We start from the raw sequence: 13959 nt of genomic DNA on the forward strand, positions 1-13959 counted from the left end.
TTGCAAAACCGTCAATGCCAGCCAGCGTCAGCCTCCGTTGAGCTGCGCCAGCGTTGCGTCGAGCAGATCCAGTTCCGTCATCTTGAGGATCCGCAGGTATGTCTTGTCTCCATGCACCCCGTTCTTGCCCTGGTGGCAATCCAAGTGGCAAAGCGGGATGACTAGGTGATTTCCGGCCCGCTGCGCTCCACCCTGACCCGTGCGAATGTGGTGCGCGTCGGTGGATGATTCCTGCCGCCGGTCCAGCAGCGTGCAGCAGATGCAAGCCATCTTCTTAATCCGGCCCATGTAGGCAAGTTCCGCCTTGGTCGGTGCCTTTTTGCTCATGCAGCCTCCCCTGGGAACAAGCCGGTCTGCTGCGCGTGCAGCGGCTCCACGACGATCTCGGCGCGGGGATTGGCGCGGTCTATGGAATGGAATACGTGCTTCTCCCGGACTTGCCGGTCATTGACGTAGACGCCGCGCTGGACCAGCAGCCGCTTGTCCCCCTTCCCCGAGTACCGTGCCTGCATCACGTCAAGCAGCACGGATTCGTCCAGGTCGGGCCGCTCGCTGGCGTAGAACAGGTGCAGCGTCACCCGCACCGGTCCCTCCAGCATCTGGCGCGCGGCTGGCGGAATCTGGCGCAGGGCATCGCGCTCGAACTTCCGAGCTTTATCCGACTTGATGCTGGCGGGCCGGTGCCTGATCGTGACGATCTTGCGGCTGTTGGCCTTGCTGGCAGCTTCGCCGATGATGGTGAAGGCAATTCGGGTCGTCATGCCCCATGCCTCCGGCGCGCAGCGAACCACCCACAACGGGCGCTCGTTTCGTCCATCCACTGGCACGGCGCGACATCGGTCGGCCAAGTTGGCGTGCGAAACCAGGTCTCAAATGCTTGCCAAGCTTCGGCTCGGCGCGCGGCCTCCCAAGCAATGGTCGCCTCGCACTTTCGCGCTTCGAGCCTTCGGATGCCATCGTCATCGCCGCAGTGGTTCAGGCAGTCGCAAACCCGCAGGGAGATCGATTGGCCCGTCATGCGCCCCCTTCAGGTGCGCTCATGGCGGCGCGGGCCTTGTTGCACTCCGCAATGGCTTCATGGTTCACGCCATCGGCCGAGGGCTTCGGCTCGGACAGCTCGATCCTGGCCACGGCGTAGCGCTTGCCCTTGGCGAGACCGAGAGCATTGAACAGGTACATGGCCTTGTCTGCGCCGGCCCGTTCGCTATGCGGCCCATCAACCGGGCGACCGGTGCCGTATTGATCCACCTCTGCCAGCCACCACTGCGCATCGACCACCTTCCCGACGGTGGGCTGGGCGCGCTTGTTCCAGGCGTCGATAGCCTGGCCCCCAGTGCGACGGGGTGACCCTTCAGCGCCGCAGCTGTAGCACCAGGCAACATAGAGGGGACCATCAATTGCTTTCGTCCCGGTGTCCTGTCTGCCGCAGAACGGGCAAGGCAGCAGTTTGTCAGTCATGGCTCTTAGCTCCCTCGGTTGGTGCAATGTCGTAATACACCAAGTAGTCGGGCCACTCTTCCGCAAGCGATTCGGCGTGGCCCTCATCGTCGTCCTCTACTACCACTGCGACGCACGTGGGGTAGAAGTCCGGGTTACGCCCTTCAGCTGCTATCTCTGCCTTGCGCCGCGCCGTCTCGACGGTCCAAAACCGGTTGTATGCCGCAGCCACACGCTCAGCCTCTTCTCGGGAGGGGGCCGCAACCATGTCGTCAATCCCTTGGATATGAAGCCAGATCGGCATGTCAGTTGTCCTTGAGTCAGTCGCAGCTGCTGGAGCTACCGCTGTCCGACGAGGAGTAGCTGTCCGAGGACGAGCTGGATCCGCTATCCCAGTTGCCCGAGGCGCCGCCCCCATCGAAGGAACCGCCGCCGCTAACCGGGGCATCCCAGCGCGAGCAGCTGGCCGGCGCGGGGGAATCGTCACGGGAAGCCAGCAGCATCGCCGCCGGCAGCAGCATGGACATACCGTCATCGGCATTGCTCGAGCTGCTCGCCGTCGGCGACGCCCCGGCGGCCGTCACTTGCCCGGCCGCGGGGCGCTGCTCGGAGCGGGTCGAATTGCCAGCAATCCCTTTCTGGGCTCGAGATTGGGGTGCTGCTCGCGAGGCTGCGGCGGCCTTTAGTCGATCGCGCTCGAACTTGATTTCGCTTCGCTCGAATCGCACTGATTCGATGATGCTGTCGAGAACTTCACGGTACTCGCTCTCCGGAACGTCGGTGAAATCGTATTGCCTGGTGCTCGCCGACCAGATCTCATTGCCGATACGTGGGTACTGCCCAGGCATGTACGGCTTTGGAAGCTCCAAATCCCACACGTACACGATTTCACCGATGCGCGTTGTGTCTTTCCATCCGTCGCCATTGATCTTGCCAACGCCTTTCAGGATTCGTGGCATGCGCGTTGGCGGCAACGTACCGGAGCTCGGCTGCGCGTTGCCGAACAGGCGCGCGAAAAGCTTGCGAATCGCTTTCATTTGACCTCCTTGCTGGCGCGCTGATCATTGGTCGCCTCAGCGGCGGCGAGCATGGCCCGGTAATCGTCAATGGCGGCGTCCAAGTCACCGCCCCAAAGAGTCCCGTCCAATTCGTGCTGCACCGTAAATGGCGGGTCATGCTCCATGCCTCGGCAGCGGCGCAGGAACTGATACCGCTCGCTGCTCTTCTCCACCTCCGCCCGCGAGGATGATGCGCGGGAGAGGATGGCGCGAATTTCCGCCTTGCATTCCTCTGCACGCTCCATTGCGCTGCCATCATCGAATCGGCCGCCGACAACAGCCCATGTGCTGGCGAACTCCTGAATCTTGGTCATGACGGCGTCAACGTCCAGCCCCTGCGCCACGGGAACGGCAGGCGCGGCGGCTCGAAATTCCATGGTGCCAGGCGGCATGCTGCCGTCCACCACCACGTCGAACCCGAACAACTTTTGCGGCGCCTCGCCTTGCGGTTGCTGCGCCAGGGCGGCACTGGCGGCCTGGGCCTTGAACAGCGCGCGCGAAAGCCAGCGGATGCGGTCTTTCACCGCCGTCATCCATACGATCGGCATGAATGCCTTGCCCGCGAGCAGATCGTCCAGGCTCGGCCGGTGGTCGTAATTCATGAAGGCGCCGTTCGCCAGCTCGTCGTCGGTCAGATTGCCCAGCGTCAGCGCCGCGCGCTCGCGGTCGTAGTAGTCGCCGTGCGGATCGTCCTCGCCATTCACGCGCCAGGTTGCGGCCGGCGTGCTGGCCGCTTTGTTCTGTTCGCTCATGCCGTCACCTCGTCGAGCTGCTCGTCATGCACGGGCACGCCGCTGATCGGACGCAGGTCGGCGTCGTAGCAGTCGCCCTTGGTGTCAAAGGAGGACTCCCACGGCCGGTCTAGCTCCTGCACGCGGATCGGACCACCTTCGACCTTGCAATGCCAGGCCGGGCCGTCGTCGAGCCAGAGCGCCGGCGCAACCACACGCACCACGCGGCCAATGTTCTCGGGGTAGCTGTCGCGCACGATGTAGGCGACATCTCCAACTTTGCAACGAGGTTTCATGCTGCCCTCCGCAACTTCTTGGCCTTCCGCTCCCGCTTTGCCTCTGCGGCGGCGATGGCGTCACGGTCTGCCTGGGTGAGTCGGCCCGGCTTGCTGGTCTGGGGTTTCGGCTTGTGCACGGCGGCGGCGCCGAGGGGCAGAGCCAGCAGCGCACCAATGGCGTTGAGAATGAGCTTCATGCGGGTACCTGGTCGAAACGGAGGTGGCGGCGGGCGGGCAGGTCGATCTCTGCGAGGCGAATGCCGAAGTAGGCGAGCAGCTGCGCCACGGGTGCGGTGATGTCCCGCGATTGGGGCTGCGGCTGGGCGGGCTCCCGCTCGGCGTTCTGCGGCAGCGCGTCCGGATCCACCAGCACCCAGATGCCGCGCGCCTGCTGAGCAATCGCCCCCGCCTGCTCGAGCAGCGACAGGTTCTTGTGCACCAGCTGGCGCGACACGGAGAGCTTCTCGGCGAAGCGGGCTGCGATCACCTCCTCGCCGCGGCGGAAGGCTTCGATCAGTTGATGACGTGCGGTCGTCATGCCGTGGCTCCCTCGGGTTCGTCGTAGCAGACGTGCCTGTAGGCCGGCAACTTCAGCTTCGGCGCCTTAAGCGGCATGCCCCAGGCTTCCATCAGCGGCGTGATGTCGGTGCCCGAGCGGACGTGCTGGCCCGGCCTGAGCGGCCGGTATGCGGCCAGCGCTGCCAGGTCGGTCGCCGTCCAGATCTTCAGGTAGAACTTCCCCCGCTTGAGCGTCTTGGCCTTGACGAGCGACAGGGCCTGGAGCCGCCCGAGGACGTCAGCCACCGCCCCGCCGGTGCAGCCGGCCGTCTTCGCAAATTCCGTCGCGATGACGCTCTCGCCCCTGAGCAATGCCGCGCAAACCTGCTCTCTCACGGTCACGGTCATGGCAGCCTCACTCGAAGCTGGCCGGGATATCCCAGCCGGAGCCGAACGAACCGGCGTCCGCCGAATCCCCTTCCGCGCTGAGCAGGGACAGGAGCATTGCGGCGTGCATCGGTGACACGCCCTCGTCTGCCGCCGGCGCCGCGGCGGCCGGCCGGGCACGGCGCGGTACCGAGGCAACCGCCCAGGCGCGCGCCATGCGCGACGGCGCCGGACTGGCCACTGTGGCGGGTGTTGCAGGCATGGCCGACTGGCGCAGCAGGCGCGCGATCAGGTGGCGAATCACTTTCATCTCCCGTCCCCTCCAAAGTTGGGAATGAGGTCGCGGACCGCCGTCGGCATCGGAACCGCCGCGGTGGCCACAGGCTTTGCCGGCTCGGGCGCGCCTTCCGCGCATTCCCGGACCAGCGTCCTGAGCAGCCGGGCGACCCACAGCTGCGGATGGTCACGTTCGTCACGCTCGATCTGGACCTCGACGGTCTGACCGGTGAACCGGTCGCGCGCCAGGTGCGTCAGCGTGATGCGCGCCGGCGCGAGATCCGGCCGGCCAATCTTGCCCATGTATCCCGCCGCCACGTCCGGCTTCCATTCCGCCGGGTTCACGTGCAGCGCGCGGTGGATGGTCCGCAGCAGCTGCCGGCGCTGGTTCAGGCGCTGTGTGATGTCCTGCCAGGCGCTCGCCGGCGCGAAGGCATGGCAGCAGCAGGTCCAGTCCGGGCCGGTCTTGACCTCTGCCCACATCGGGCAGCCGTAGGCCACGCACTGGCCCGGGCGCTGGGCCGGGGTGTCCGGTGCATTCGGCGGCGTGCGGTGGAGCGTCATGCGACAGCCCTCCCCTGCTTGGCTGCTTGCGCGGTCTGAATGCGGGAAATGCATTCGGGGCGGGACCAGCCCGGCCGAAGCTCCAAGCCAACGCTATGGGCCGCTTCGTTGAGCTGCACATCCGTCATCGAGTGCAGCGGCACCGGCTTCGGCTTCGTGACCTTGGCGAGCTGCTCGTTCTGCAGCACGCGGTCGACGTAGGCCGGCAGGTTCATGATCGGCTCGGTGGCGTCGGCCTTGGCCTTCGTGATCGCGGCGCGCATTTGGCCGATCGAGACCTTGGCGTCGATCCAACCGCTAGCCAGCGGCCAGAGCTTGGAGCGGCCTTGGATCGAGTACGTGTCGATCTCGATGCCGTGCTCGTTGGAAAAGAATCTTGCCCATTCAATCGCCGTCGTCGGGACGTTGTCGTCCAGGGCTTCGCGCGCGGGTTCTACGTTAACGTTTGACGATACTGAGGGTTTTAGATCGACTCCTCTCGACTCGACTCGACTCGACTCCGGGGGTGAGTCACCATCGAGACACCCGCGCGTCACCATCGAGTCACCTTGCGTCACCACCGCGTCACCGCTCCGAAGTTTTCGCTTGCAGGAGGGGCAAATCAGCCGGAAACCCGCGATTTCTTGCGAGTTTTCCGTGGATTCCGAGGTGACTCGGATGATCGTCAGACTCGATGCGTCACCGCAAAGGTGACACGCGTCACCGTCTCGCTCGCGCAATTTCTTCAAGAGCAGTTGGCGTTGCTTTCCGCCGAGCCTTTTTTGGTGACGCGGGTGACGCGCGTCACCTGTGTCACCCGCGTCACCGGTGTCACCGGTGTCACCACTCGTCGGGTGACGCAGCGTCGGCTGATCGATCCGCTGGTGTAGATGCCAGCCGGTGACGTGCCAGAATTCCTTGCCGTCGACCTCATACTCTCTCACCAGCTGGACCTCAATCAGCTCGTCAATCCACTGCATAACCCGCTCCGCCGTGGCGTCATCATCGCCAGGGAACACCTCCGCCTTGATGGTCTTCGCACTGGCAGGATGGTTGCCGCCGTCGTCGCAGAACGTCCACAGGCCAATGAACAGCAGGCGCGCGTCGCGCGACAGCTCCATTACCTGCTCGGAGGTCCAGAACTCGGGCTTGATGCTGCGGATGCGGGCCATGTCTGCAACCTCAGCGACGCCGGCCGGCGCGTGGGAGCGCCGATTCCGCGGGGCGGTACTGCTCACCCTTGAAGCCGGACAGCCATTCCAGGTGCGCATCGGTGCCGGGCATGTGCGGGTTCTCGTCGGCCTGCTTGCCGCGGCGGAAAGCCTCGGCGCCGGCCGAACGCACGTGCGCCCGGGGTGTAAGTTCGTGAATCACTGCGTCTCCCTTCCCAATGCCTGGCCGTGAGTGCATGGCGTGAACTGCGGGGGTGCGAGAGCACCCCATTCACACCCCTTTCTCACCCCTTTCTCGCCACGACGCCGATGCGGTCGGCGTATATGCTCTTCATAACTTCCTCGCCATGAGCGCTGATCATCAGCAGCTCACGCACGAATTCGGAGAGCGACATGCCCACTTCGCATGCCCTGGCTTCCAAAGCCTCGCGGGTTTCCCAAGGCACCTTCACCTTGGGAATCTCGGCCGCCATCTTTCCGAAGAGGTTGCTACGTCCGCTGCGCGCCATGCCGTCGTCCCGGTCTGTCATCCCGAAATCCCCGTTGGTGAACCAAACCCGTTGCCCGCTGATCGATTCCGCAGGCTCTTGTCAAACCCAGGCATGCCGCCTTTCTTGGCAGTCATGCCCGCGACCACTCGTGTCGGTGGTCGCTTCAGTCTTTACGCAGGTGATGCGGCTCGGACCGCGCTGGCGGATGCGGCCTTCAATTCGCCGAAGATGTCGGGGCGCAGGGCTTCGAGCCGAACGAGCCCGCCGCTCTGCGCCGCCAGATTGCGCGCCAGGGGCCCGCTTGCCTTCGAGTGGCCGCCGGAGAGCTGGAAGAGATATGCCACGGTGGTTCCGCATCGCTGCGCGTAGCTTTCCTTCTGCTCAGGCGACAGCGTTTTCATGTATTCGGCGAGGGTCATTTCGTGCCTCTATGTGAACCCGGTCACCGTAACTTTAGTTCATTACTAAATATCAGGCAAGGGATCTTTAGTGATCCACGCATTTCGCTGAGCACTAAAGCATGTTGGAATGCCGCCATGGACATCCACGAGATCCGCAGGGCGCATTTGCGCGAACTGACGAGGGAGAGAGGCTCCAAGGCCAAGCTGGCTAAGCTTTCCGAATCGTCCCCTGCATACATCAGCCAGGTGCTGAGCGAGACGACGAAGGCCAACGTCGGGGACGACCTGGCCCGCAGGATCGAACGCGCCTATGGAAAGCCGCGCGGCTGGATGGATCAGATTGGGACGCTAGAGGACCGGGAGACAGCGGCCCGGGTGGATGTACCACCGGCGCCTGTTCGCCGCGCGATCACGGAGGACGATCTACTCGAAGCCTTTGCCCTCCTCCGGGCTCTCTCCGAAGGCGCAAAGCGCGTCGCCATTGCCCAAATTAAGGCGCTCGCAGATCTGGATTCAGAAAAGCTTAATTCAGCACCTGCCGAAAACGCCACGGAACGTGATACCGTTGCCTCACGCACTTATGCCGAGAATGTCTCAAAACAAAGACAAAGGCTAAAGAGCACGCTCGAAGGTGGGGTCAACCGTGCAGGCACACGTCACAAATCTGGTGGTGGATAGGGAGGCTGTCGAAATCGCGCAGGAGTTGTTGCGCAAAGCCACAGCGGGGGAACTCTGTGGCCTTGCGTTTGTGGCGAGGACAGTACACCGGGGATACGAATTCGTTCTGACAGGCAATTTCAAGGCAAACCCCTTGGAAGCGGCCGGGGCGGCCGGATTGCTGGGCACGTTGGCCGAGCAGCAAGCCATTGAGCGCCTCTAGCAGTCACCAGCGGCGGACCTGTTGCGATTTCGCAGCACCCACACAAGGGGTATAGGGAATGTCCTTACGGGCCGTGCGACCGTGCCCTCCTTCCCGGGTTCTAGAGCTGCTGTTCGAACATCTGGTCGCGAGCGGCAGCAGGCGCGTGCTCCAGCTGCGGCCCACGAATCTCGCCAGCTGACCACCTCCCCTGCGATAGCCGGACAATCCGCTCCGCCAGCGCAATGCAAACCCAGCCCATAGCGATGCCAGCAAGGCCGTCGACGGCGTAGTGCCAAGCCAGCACAACGGTCGATATCCAAATGAGGATCGTCCAGGGAATTGCAGCCCAAAGCGCCTTCGGCCAGTGACGAGCCACAAGCCAGGTTGCCATCGCGGTAAGCGCGACATGAAGGCTGGGCGTGGCCATAGTTCCGTAGAGCAAGCCGTTCTGTCGAACCTCACCCGCCTGGTGCCGCCCGAGATATTCCTGTAGCTCCCTGCTCAGGGAGCCATCGAGGTACCCGAACAACTCCGGGTGATAGTACTCGGGGCCTGCGACCGGAAACACCATCGCAATAATCGTGGTGGCATAGAAAGCCAGGACGATCGCAATGGCGAGCTCCATGTAGCTGCTCACCTTTTCGGTTTTGACCAGCGCAGCGACAACCAATAGAACGAACACCCACATCATGTAATAAATGGCCTCCCAAAAGGCCACGGGCAAGGCATTGGAGGCGATGACGAGCCGAAACAGGGGTTCCTCCAAGTCCCACAGGGCCTTGTCGTACCAGACTGTCGACGTGGTGCGGTACACCTCGACCAAGTTCGCATTCCCGCTGATGGCCAGAACGACGAGGTACACCACGACACTGCCGACCACGATGCTGGAAGGCTTCACGACCGCCCGCCATAGCGCCGCCAGATCTACATGGCCACTGTCCTTGTCGATGTACTTGCGCACCAGCAAGACCGATTCGATAACGACCAGCAGTGACAGCAGGAGCAGAAAGCAAAATGTGTAGACGGCCGCCGCGACGATGTGATGCAGGGTCAGCAGCCCTATAGATAGCGCGCCGGCAATAAGGTGGGATGCGACTGACAGCATCATCCCCACCATGACGAGCGGCATTATTGCGCGAGCGAAATTTCTCATAGTGCCCCCTTGGCTGTTTGTTTTCGCAGGCAGCCCGCCTGAGCGGACGGAGGCCGGTCTGCTAGGCTGACCCGCCCGCGGGCTCCCCCTGGCCCGTCTTTGCTGGGCAAGCGTAGACCGTGGACGGTAAGCGTCATATAGGCCAAACGATCTACCCCCTTCACCCGCCCCGTCCGGCTGACGTCCGCCGCTTCCGCGCGCAAGCACACTAAATATTTAGCAAATTACTATTGCATTTACTTTAGTGCTTGACTAAAGTTCTCCCAACAGCGCACCACATCCGGGAGAACTCCATGCGACCCAGCACCCTCCTTCTCACCTGCATCACCGCGATCCTCGTGGTTGGTGCCGTCGCCCTGGTGCTCCTGCCGACCATGGCGGAACTGCAGCACGTCCTGACCGCCACCCTTTCCGTCACTAAGTAAGGAGCCGGCCATGCCCACCACCCTGCCCGCCTACGCCGTTGTCTACACGCTGCTCGGCTGCCGCTGCGTCACCCGCTTCGACAAGCTGACCGACGCCCTCATCTTCGCCGTCCGCGCGGAGAACGACGGCTGCACCGACATTTCCGTGCACTGAGGAGCCCCCGGCCATGAACCACCAACAGGCCCGGGCAGACATCGCCGCGCAGATCGCGCTCGGCAATGTCGAATCCTTCTGCGAAGGCGATGACGCCATCCGCCACCTCAGCAAGCTCTTCATCGTGCGGAACACCCGCCGCCGCGCCGGCGAATCCGATGCCGCCTATGCAGTTCGGGTCGGCTCCTTGCTGACAGACATGCTCGACGCGATCGGGCAGGTGCTGGTCGGCGCCAACGTCAAGTACGTCCTCGCGGACGCCGCGGAGCAACCCTTGATCTGCCGCACCCGTGAGGCCTCCCTGCTGGCTGTCAGCCGTCAGGTTCAGCAAGACGTCTTGATGGCACGAGGTGTGGCATGAACGCCGATCAAGCCGCCGTCCGCCAGGCCATTGCGGCCAACCAACAGGAGGAACTGCTCCGCGAGCTGCAGGCAGCCCACCGGATCATTCGGAACACGCTCGGGATTCTCTCCGTCAGCCAGAAGGCAGTGCTCGCCGAGCGCAATGCGCGCGACGGCGTCGACGGGGAGGGTATTACCCGCGCCCATGAGCGCGAGGCTGTCATCAAGCGCGCAGGAGGTGTGGCATGAACGACCAGATTAAGGATGGTGGCCCGGCGTTCCCGTATAGCTCACTCGCCCCAGACTACGTGGCAGGCGGAATGTCTCCCACGATGTATGCCGACAACACCGGAATGACCCTGCGCGACTACTTCATCGCGCACGCGCCAGCCGAGCCGCAGCCGTGGTTCCAGCCGGTGATGCCGACGGAGTGCCCGTCCACCGTGTTTATGGACGAGGAGCGCACGACCACCTACGCCAACGCGATCGACGCCGAGCGCGCGTGCGGCGACTGCTTCATCAACGTCCACGCGAAGGCGCAAGACGCCTGGAACGCTGAACGCGACAAACAGCGCTATGTCCAGTGGCCCGCCGCGTGGGCCGACGCGATGCTCGCTGCGAGGGAGCGGCAATGAAGATCGTCCGCGCCTTGCTCTTCTGGTTCGCGATGGCTGCCGGCGTTATCGGCCTGACTGGCCTCTATGCGGCCCTCAACCCGGAGGCGCCCAGTGTTACCCCGATCTGGAGGCAGTCGTGATGTTTCGCATCTTCATCAACCATCAGTGCGTCTATACGGGCCTGTTCGCCAGTTGGTGGGACGCCCATGACGCTGCCATCAACCGCGGCTTGCTGTGCGGAGCCCGAAACGTCCAGGTGAAAGCGGCATGAAACTCTCCGAACGTCTTCTCGAAATCTTCGACGCCAAGGTCGCGGCCGAGCGCGAACAGATCAGCGCCCAAGCGCCAGACATTGATGCGCTGGGAGAGATCTTGGCGTCCGCACACTACGCCGGGTTGGAGATCCAGCCCGAGCGCATCTATGCACAAGGGGACTCGATCTTGTTGACCTGCGGCGCCAGGGATGAGGCTGTTCTCGCCTGGATGCTGCGTAGCGGCTTCAGCCTCAAGGCCGCGGATCCATCCGACCGCTATGTACACAACCGCCTCACCCATCCGAGGCTTACTTGCCTGGTCACCATTCTGACCTCCAAAGAGGGCGAGGTGCGGGCATGAGCATCCCCGGCTTCCGCGTGCGCACCGCGGAGAACAACAAGGCCTTCGCCGAACGCGTCAGCCGCGTCGGCAAGGCCGCCATCCCGCCCGGGCTGCCGTCGGCGCAGGAAGTTGTCACCGCCATCGACGGCGTCCTGCAGTGCGAGAACTTCTACTCCGCGGCGGCTCAGGATGCGCTGGCCCGCCTGGTGATCGTGCGCGAGCAGTTCGCCGCTTCCATGAAAGGGGAATGACCATGGGCGCACAAAGCATCCATCTTTGCCTGGACGTCAAAGGCTTCCTTGCCAATGCGCCAAAGAGCCGGTACCGCGGCATGTTCAAACATGACGACGGCCGCACGATGACGCCCGACGAAGCGAAGTACCACCTCCTCGACGAGCTCGCAAAGGGAAACCTCTTCATTCCCTTCGGCAAGTGCGACAACTTCGACCCGAAGTCGGGATGTCTGGGTCACCCGGTTGGGGATGCCAAGTGACCTGGCAAGCCGCCGCCTTTTTCCTGCCCGCTGCCATGGCTTTGATGGCGCTGGGCGCCTACACCAACTACCGATTCATCAAGCGCATCACTGACGGGGGGATCGCAATGAAACTGGTCAGCACCACCACCATGATCAAGCGACTGGAGGGTCTGCTTGGCACTCGCGACCTGAGCGAGTGGGAGCAGGACTTCGTCCGAAAGCTTGCCGCTGAGGCCGCCTCCGGCCAGGTCACCGGACTCACCGGCGCCCAGGTCGACAAACTCGACGAACTGCACGGGAGGCACTTCGCATGACCTGCACTCAGCAGCACTTCGAGCGCGACGTGGCCCAGCACCAGATGACGGTGATCCATGACGTCGGCGCGCACCGGCACCTGATGTTCCGTGAGCCGGGTAACAGCCCTTACTGGTTCGAGATCCTGACGTGGCCGGGCACGCTCTGCATCAAGGGCGACATGGGCACTTACGTGTTCTCGCGTCTGCAGGACATGTTCCAATTCTTCCGCACCGACGACCGCGGCGACCCAAAGAAGATCTACATCAACAAGGGCTACTGGGCCGAGAAGCTGCAGGCCGTGGACTGCGACGGGTACGGACGTGGAAGCGCCGAACGCTTCAGCGCGGAAATCTTCAAGCGTCGCGTGGTGGAGCGGTTCCGCGCTTACTGCAGCGACCGTGAGGTGGACCACGCGAAGCGACGCGAGATGTGGGAAGCGCTCCGCGAAGACGTGCTGGAAACGGCCGACGAAGGTGATGCGACTCCCGCCTTCGATTCGCTCATGGCATTCCGTGACGAGGACCATCCTCGCCTCTTCGAGGACTGCTGGGAGTGGCACTGCAAGGAGTACACGTTCCACTTCATCTGGAACCTGTACGCGATCGCCTGGGCTATCCGCCAGTACGACGCCGCCAAACTCGCCCCCCAGGCGGAGGTGGCAGCATGATCCGCCGACTCCTGCTCGCCTACTCCGCCCGCCGGCCCGTCAAGATCATTTCGGATGGCAATCGGCCCTACCTCGAGCGCTATTTCGTCTGCGCCGTGTTCGGGATCCGTGTGTATCTGCACCGTTTCGTCGGCTCGGATCCGGACCGGGGCCTGCATGACCACCCCTGGCGCTGGGCCCTGTCGCTGATCCTGCTTGGCTGGTACTACGAGGCCACGCGCCAATATGGCGAGCCGCGCCCGGTGCGCTGGTTCAACTTCCTGACCGGCGACAGCTTCCACCGCGTGATCCTGTCCCCGGAGAACGAGAGCACCGATGTGTTCGACTTCTGCACGCCTGCCGAGGTCTGGTCGCTGTTCATTGTGCCGGCCAGGGACGTCAAACCCTGGGGCTTCCTTCGCTCGAAGGGGCAACTCGGCCAAGTCTTCACCCCTTTCGACTATGGCCCGGCAGGCAAGCCTGCCAAGTGGTGGATCAATGCGCCTAAAGGCCGCGACGCCGCCGGCCGCAAGGGAGGTGCCCAATGAAAAGGACCTGGAAGGCATGGACCGAGGCGGATGACGCGCTGCTGCGCCAGCACTGGCAGACAGACGCCCCTGTCAAGGACATTGCACGCGAGTTCCCCGGCCGCTCGCCAGCAGCGGTCCAGAAGCACGCCATCGATATCGGGCTGCCGGCGCGCGGGAATGTGCGGCGACCGAAGTACTACCCCGTCTGGGAGGGAATCAAGCTTGAGTTGGCGAAGGGCCGCATGCTCAGCGCCGACGAACTCGCTAGGCGTCTGAAGGTCACGCCGCGCGCGGTACTTAAGAACCTGACCCTCAGGCACGGCACCGCGGTCCGCGTAGCTGGCTATGGCCCCGTGGTGACACGCGCGCCGGCGCCCCGGCTCTGGAGGCTCGGTAGCGGCCCGGATGCGCCGCCTCCCACCCGCAAAAGCAAGCGCGAGGTCAACCGCGACTACAACCGACGCATGCGAAAGGACCCGGAATTCTGCCTTCGAGATGAGCAAACCCGACGTCTGCGCTATGCGGAAAAGACCGGCAAGCTGATCCGCCGTGACCCCGCTGCGGCCTGGTTCTGACAACCCCAACAATG

At 63.7% G+C, this 13959-nt stretch carries 32 protein-coding genes; 15 read left to right on the forward strand and 17 right to left on the reverse strand.

Annotated features, from left to right (window positions below):
• Positions 1 to 27: 27 nt before the first annotated feature.
• The 16 genes from K307_RS38760 to K307_RS38830 form a co-directional block, all read right to left on the reverse strand.
• Positions 28 to 327 carry a hypothetical protein gene (locus K307_RS38760; protein WP_042886365.1) on the reverse strand — a complete coding sequence of 100 codons (300 nt, stop codon included), beginning with the start codon at positions 325 to 327 and terminating at the stop codon, positions 28 to 30.
• Positions 324 to 761, reverse strand: coding sequence for an endodeoxyribonuclease RusA (locus K307_RS38765; protein ID WP_042886366.1), 438 nt, complete (start codon positions 759 to 761; stop codon positions 324 to 326). Before K307_RS38765 ends, K307_RS38760 begins: the two co-directional genes overlap by 4 nt.
• A 253-nt stretch (positions 762 to 1014) precedes the next feature.
• Positions 1015 to 1458 carry a Lar family restriction alleviation protein gene (locus tag K307_RS47025; protein WP_196251649.1) on the reverse strand — a complete coding sequence of 148 codons (444 nt, stop codon included), beginning with the start codon at positions 1456 to 1458 and terminating at the stop codon, positions 1015 to 1017.
• Positions 1451 to 1741, reverse strand: coding sequence for a hypothetical protein (locus tag K307_RS38775; protein ID WP_042886367.1), 291 nt, complete (start codon positions 1739 to 1741; stop codon positions 1451 to 1453). The genes K307_RS47025 and K307_RS38775 overlap by 8 nt, the downstream gene beginning before the upstream one ends.
• Before the next feature lie 16 nt (positions 1742 to 1757).
• Positions 1758 to 2474: a hypothetical protein gene (locus tag K307_RS38780; protein ID WP_042886368.1), complete on the reverse strand. Its 717-nt coding sequence runs from the start codon at positions 2472 to 2474 to the stop codon at positions 1758 to 1760.
• Complete coding sequence (locus K307_RS44725) at positions 2471 to 3247, reverse strand: hypothetical protein (RefSeq protein WP_051975388.1); 777 nt, start codon at positions 3245 to 3247, stop codon at positions 2471 to 2473. The genes K307_RS38780 and K307_RS44725 overlap by 4 nt, the downstream gene beginning before the upstream one ends.
• Positions 3244 to 3522 (reverse strand): hypothetical protein, encoded by a 279-nt coding sequence (locus tag K307_RS38790; protein WP_155301362.1) that lies wholly within the window; start codon positions 3520 to 3522, stop codon positions 3244 to 3246. Before K307_RS38790 ends, K307_RS44725 begins: the two co-directional genes overlap by 4 nt.
• Positions 3519 to 3701: a hypothetical protein gene (locus tag K307_RS38795; RefSeq protein WP_042886370.1), complete on the reverse strand. Its 183-nt coding sequence runs from the start codon at positions 3699 to 3701 to the stop codon at positions 3519 to 3521. Before K307_RS38795 ends, K307_RS38790 begins: the two co-directional genes overlap by 4 nt.
• Positions 3698 to 4042: an HTH domain-containing protein gene (locus K307_RS38800; RefSeq protein WP_042886371.1), complete on the reverse strand. Its 345-nt coding sequence runs from the start codon at positions 4040 to 4042 to the stop codon at positions 3698 to 3700. The genes K307_RS38795 and K307_RS38800 overlap by 4 nt, the downstream gene beginning before the upstream one ends.
• Positions 4039 to 4410 (reverse strand): hypothetical protein, encoded by a 372-nt coding sequence (locus tag K307_RS38805; RefSeq protein WP_042886372.1) that lies wholly within the window; start codon positions 4408 to 4410, stop codon positions 4039 to 4041. Before K307_RS38805 ends, K307_RS38800 begins: the two co-directional genes overlap by 4 nt.
• Before the next feature lie 7 nt (positions 4411 to 4417).
• Complete coding sequence (locus tag K307_RS38810; protein WP_042886373.1) at positions 4418 to 4699, reverse strand: hypothetical protein; 282 nt, start codon at positions 4697 to 4699, stop codon at positions 4418 to 4420.
• Positions 4696 to 5229 (reverse strand): hypothetical protein, encoded by a 534-nt coding sequence (locus K307_RS38815; protein WP_042886374.1) that lies wholly within the window; start codon positions 5227 to 5229, stop codon positions 4696 to 4698. The genes K307_RS38810 and K307_RS38815 overlap by 4 nt, the downstream gene beginning before the upstream one ends.
• Positions 5226 to 6380 (reverse strand): hypothetical protein, encoded by a 1155-nt coding sequence (locus K307_RS44730; RefSeq protein WP_051975389.1) that lies wholly within the window; start codon positions 6378 to 6380, stop codon positions 5226 to 5228. Before K307_RS44730 ends, K307_RS38815 begins: the two co-directional genes overlap by 4 nt.
• Before the next feature lie 10 nt (positions 6381 to 6390).
• Complete coding sequence (locus K307_RS48330) at positions 6391 to 6582, reverse strand: hypothetical protein (protein ID WP_155301363.1); 192 nt, start codon at positions 6580 to 6582, stop codon at positions 6391 to 6393.
• Between the two features lie 82 nt (positions 6583 to 6664).
• Complete coding sequence (locus K307_RS38825; protein WP_042886375.1) at positions 6665 to 6910, reverse strand: hypothetical protein; 246 nt, start codon at positions 6908 to 6910, stop codon at positions 6665 to 6667.
• Between the two features lie 131 nt (positions 6911 to 7041).
• The gene (locus K307_RS38830) at positions 7042 to 7290 is read right to left on the reverse strand and encodes a hypothetical protein (RefSeq protein WP_042886376.1); all 249 of its coding nucleotides are present in this window, start codon (positions 7288 to 7290) and stop codon (positions 7042 to 7044) included.
• A gap of 117 nt (positions 7291 to 7407) precedes the next feature.
• Here K307_RS38830 and K307_RS44735 point away from each other — a divergent pair, with 117 nt between their 5' ends.
• Positions 7408 to 7950, forward strand: coding sequence for a hypothetical protein (locus K307_RS44735; protein WP_051975390.1), 543 nt, complete (start codon positions 7408 to 7410; stop codon positions 7948 to 7950).
• A gap of 302 nt (positions 7951 to 8252) precedes the next feature.
• On the opposite strand, the gene K307_RS38845 is transcribed toward K307_RS44735, so the two are convergent.
• Complete coding sequence (locus K307_RS38845) at positions 8253 to 9263, reverse strand: phosphatase PAP2 family protein (RefSeq protein ID WP_042886378.1); 1011 nt, start codon at positions 9261 to 9263, stop codon at positions 8253 to 8255.
• 317 nt (positions 9264 to 9580) lie between these two features.
• On the opposite strand from K307_RS38845, the gene K307_RS50505 reads away from it, so the two are divergent.
• The 14 genes from K307_RS50505 to K307_RS38895 are packed head-to-tail and all read left to right on the forward strand — an operon-like array spanning position 9581 to position 13945.
• Positions 9581 to 9712, forward strand: coding sequence for a hypothetical protein (locus K307_RS50505; protein ID WP_268989245.1), 132 nt, complete (start codon positions 9581 to 9583; stop codon positions 9710 to 9712).
• A gap of 10 nt (positions 9713 to 9722) precedes the next feature.
• On the forward strand, positions 9723 to 9866 hold the full coding sequence (locus K307_RS48335; RefSeq protein ID WP_155301364.1) for a hypothetical protein: 144 nt from the start codon (positions 9723 to 9725) through the stop codon (positions 9864 to 9866).
• Positions 9867 to 9879: 13 nt separating this feature from the next.
• A complete protein-coding gene (locus K307_RS38850) occupies positions 9880 to 10227 on the forward strand; it encodes a hypothetical protein (protein ID WP_042886379.1) in 348 nt (115 codons plus the stop codon).
• The gene (locus K307_RS38855) at positions 10224 to 10457 is read left to right on the forward strand and encodes a hypothetical protein (protein WP_042886380.1); all 234 of its coding nucleotides are present in this window, start codon (positions 10224 to 10226) and stop codon (positions 10455 to 10457) included. The genes K307_RS38850 and K307_RS38855 overlap by 4 nt, the downstream gene beginning before the upstream one ends.
• Positions 10454 to 10843, forward strand: coding sequence for a hypothetical protein (locus K307_RS38860; protein WP_196251650.1), 390 nt, complete (start codon positions 10454 to 10456; stop codon positions 10841 to 10843). Before K307_RS38855 ends, K307_RS38860 begins: the two co-directional genes overlap by 4 nt.
• Positions 10840 to 10965, forward strand: a complete 126-nt coding sequence (locus tag K307_RS50510) for a hypothetical protein (RefSeq protein ID WP_268989246.1) — start codon at positions 10840 to 10842, stop codon at positions 10963 to 10965. Before K307_RS38860 ends, K307_RS50510 begins: the two co-directional genes overlap by 4 nt.
• Entirely contained in the window at positions 10965 to 11096 is a 132-nt protein-coding gene (locus K307_RS50515) for a hypothetical protein (RefSeq protein ID WP_268989247.1), read from the forward strand. The genes K307_RS50510 and K307_RS50515 overlap by 1 nt, the downstream gene beginning before the upstream one ends.
• Positions 11093 to 11440, forward strand: coding sequence for a hypothetical protein (locus K307_RS38865; protein WP_042886381.1), 348 nt, complete (start codon positions 11093 to 11095; stop codon positions 11438 to 11440). The genes K307_RS50515 and K307_RS38865 overlap by 4 nt, the downstream gene beginning before the upstream one ends.
• The gene (locus K307_RS38870) at positions 11437 to 11673 is read left to right on the forward strand and encodes a hypothetical protein (RefSeq protein WP_042886382.1); all 237 of its coding nucleotides are present in this window, start codon (positions 11437 to 11439) and stop codon (positions 11671 to 11673) included. Before K307_RS38865 ends, K307_RS38870 begins: the two co-directional genes overlap by 4 nt.
• On the forward strand, positions 11670 to 11915 hold the full coding sequence (locus K307_RS38875; RefSeq protein ID WP_042886383.1) for a hypothetical protein: 246 nt from the start codon (positions 11670 to 11672) through the stop codon (positions 11913 to 11915). The genes K307_RS38870 and K307_RS38875 overlap by 4 nt, the downstream gene beginning before the upstream one ends.
• On the forward strand, positions 11912 to 12211 hold the full coding sequence (locus tag K307_RS50135; RefSeq protein ID WP_230626339.1) for a hypothetical protein: 300 nt from the start codon (positions 11912 to 11914) through the stop codon (positions 12209 to 12211). The genes K307_RS38875 and K307_RS50135 overlap by 4 nt, the downstream gene beginning before the upstream one ends.
• Entirely contained in the window at positions 12208 to 12861 is a 654-nt protein-coding gene (locus K307_RS38885) for a hypothetical protein (protein WP_042886384.1), read from the forward strand. The genes K307_RS50135 and K307_RS38885 overlap by 4 nt, the downstream gene beginning before the upstream one ends.
• Positions 12858 to 13388 carry a hypothetical protein gene (locus K307_RS38890; RefSeq protein WP_042886385.1) on the forward strand — a complete coding sequence of 177 codons (531 nt, stop codon included), beginning with the start codon at positions 12858 to 12860 and terminating at the stop codon, positions 13386 to 13388. Before K307_RS38885 ends, K307_RS38890 begins: the two co-directional genes overlap by 4 nt.
• Entirely contained in the window at positions 13385 to 13945 is a 561-nt protein-coding gene (locus tag K307_RS38895) for a hypothetical protein (protein ID WP_042886386.1), read from the forward strand. The genes K307_RS38890 and K307_RS38895 overlap by 4 nt, the downstream gene beginning before the upstream one ends.
• Positions 13946 to 13959 lie beyond the last annotated feature (14 nt).

Source organism: Cupriavidus necator A5-1, assembly GCF_000744095.1.
Lineage (GTDB): Bacteria > Pseudomonadota > Gammaproteobacteria > Burkholderiales > Burkholderiaceae > Cupriavidus > Cupriavidus necator_A.

What these genes read in the sequence shown, in the direction of transcription:
- K307_RS38760 (WP_042886365.1), bottom strand. Translation starts at nt 327, where the DNA reads ATGAGCAAAAAGGCACCGACCAAGGCGGAACTTGCCTACATGGGCCGG.
- K307_RS38765 (WP_042886366.1), bottom strand. Translation starts at nt 761, where the DNA reads ATGACGACCCGAATTGCCTTCACCATCATCGGCGAAGCTGCCAGCAAG.
- K307_RS47025 (WP_196251649.1), bottom strand. Translation starts at nt 1,458, where the DNA reads ATGACTGACAAACTGCTGCCTTGCCCGTTCTGCGGCAGACAGGACACC.
- K307_RS38775 (WP_042886367.1), bottom strand. Translation starts at nt 1,741, where the DNA reads ATGCCGATCTGGCTTCATATCCAAGGGATTGACGACATGGTTGCGGCC.
- K307_RS38780 (WP_042886368.1), bottom strand. Translation starts at nt 2,474, where the DNA reads ATGAAAGCGATTCGCAAGCTTTTCGCGCGCCTGTTCGGCAACGCGCAG.
- K307_RS44725 (WP_051975388.1), bottom strand. Translation starts at nt 3,247, where the DNA reads ATGAGCGAACAGAACAAAGCGGCCAGCACGCCGGCCGCAACCTGGCGC.
- K307_RS38790 (WP_155301362.1), bottom strand. Translation starts at nt 3,522, where the DNA reads ATGAAACCTCGTTGCAAAGTTGGAGATGTCGCCTACATCGTGCGCGAC.
- K307_RS38795 (WP_042886370.1), bottom strand. Translation starts at nt 3,701, where the DNA reads ATGAAGCTCATTCTCAACGCCATTGGTGCGCTGCTGGCTCTGCCCCTC.
- K307_RS38800 (WP_042886371.1), bottom strand. Translation starts at nt 4,042, where the DNA reads ATGACGACCGCACGTCATCAACTGATCGAAGCCTTCCGCCGCGGCGAG.
- K307_RS38805 (WP_042886372.1), bottom strand. Translation starts at nt 4,410, where the DNA reads ATGACCGTGACCGTGAGAGAGCAGGTTTGCGCGGCATTGCTCAGGGGC.
- K307_RS38810 (WP_042886373.1), bottom strand. Translation starts at nt 4,699, where the DNA reads ATGAAAGTGATTCGCCACCTGATCGCGCGCCTGCTGCGCCAGTCGGCC.
- K307_RS38815 (WP_042886374.1), bottom strand. Translation starts at nt 5,229, where the DNA reads ATGACGCTCCACCGCACGCCGCCGAATGCACCGGACACCCCGGCCCAG.
- K307_RS44730 (WP_051975389.1), bottom strand. Translation starts at nt 6,380, where the DNA reads ATGGCCCGCATCCGCAGCATCAAGCCCGAGTTCTGGACCTCCGAGCAG.
- K307_RS38825 (WP_042886375.1), bottom strand. Translation starts at nt 6,910, where the DNA reads ATGACAGACCGGGACGACGGCATGGCGCGCAGCGGACGTAGCAACCTC.
- K307_RS38830 (WP_042886376.1), bottom strand. Translation starts at nt 7,290, where the DNA reads ATGACCCTCGCCGAATACATGAAAACGCTGTCGCCTGAGCAGAAGGAA.
- K307_RS44735 (WP_051975390.1), top strand. Translation starts at nt 7,408, where the DNA reads ATGGACATCCACGAGATCCGCAGGGCGCATTTGCGCGAACTGACGAGG.
- K307_RS38845 (WP_042886378.1), bottom strand. Translation starts at nt 9,263, where the DNA reads ATGCCGCTCGTCATGGTGGGGATGATGCTGTCAGTCGCATCCCACCTT.
- K307_RS50505 (WP_268989245.1), top strand. Translation starts at nt 9,581, where the DNA reads ATGCGACCCAGCACCCTCCTTCTCACCTGCATCACCGCGATCCTCGTG.
- K307_RS48335 (WP_155301364.1), top strand. Translation starts at nt 9,723, where the DNA reads ATGCCCACCACCCTGCCCGCCTACGCCGTTGTCTACACGCTGCTCGGC.
- K307_RS38850 (WP_042886379.1), top strand. Translation starts at nt 9,880, where the DNA reads ATGAACCACCAACAGGCCCGGGCAGACATCGCCGCGCAGATCGCGCTC.
- K307_RS38855 (WP_042886380.1), top strand. Translation starts at nt 10,224, where the DNA reads ATGAACGCCGATCAAGCCGCCGTCCGCCAGGCCATTGCGGCCAACCAA.
- K307_RS38860 (WP_196251650.1), top strand. Translation starts at nt 10,454, where the DNA reads ATGAACGACCAGATTAAGGATGGTGGCCCGGCGTTCCCGTATAGCTCA.
- K307_RS50510 (WP_268989246.1), top strand. Translation starts at nt 10,840, where the DNA reads ATGAAGATCGTCCGCGCCTTGCTCTTCTGGTTCGCGATGGCTGCCGGC.
- K307_RS50515 (WP_268989247.1), top strand. Translation starts at nt 10,965, where the DNA reads ATGTTTCGCATCTTCATCAACCATCAGTGCGTCTATACGGGCCTGTTC.
- K307_RS38865 (WP_042886381.1), top strand. Translation starts at nt 11,093, where the DNA reads ATGAAACTCTCCGAACGTCTTCTCGAAATCTTCGACGCCAAGGTCGCG.
- K307_RS38870 (WP_042886382.1), top strand. Translation starts at nt 11,437, where the DNA reads ATGAGCATCCCCGGCTTCCGCGTGCGCACCGCGGAGAACAACAAGGCC.
- K307_RS38875 (WP_042886383.1), top strand. Translation starts at nt 11,670, where the DNA reads ATGACCATGGGCGCACAAAGCATCCATCTTTGCCTGGACGTCAAAGGC.
- K307_RS38885 (WP_042886384.1), top strand. Translation starts at nt 12,208, where the DNA reads ATGACCTGCACTCAGCAGCACTTCGAGCGCGACGTGGCCCAGCACCAG.
- K307_RS38890 (WP_042886385.1), top strand. Translation starts at nt 12,858, where the DNA reads ATGATCCGCCGACTCCTGCTCGCCTACTCCGCCCGCCGGCCCGTCAAG.
- K307_RS38895 (WP_042886386.1), top strand. Translation starts at nt 13,385, where the DNA reads ATGAAAAGGACCTGGAAGGCATGGACCGAGGCGGATGACGCGCTGCTG.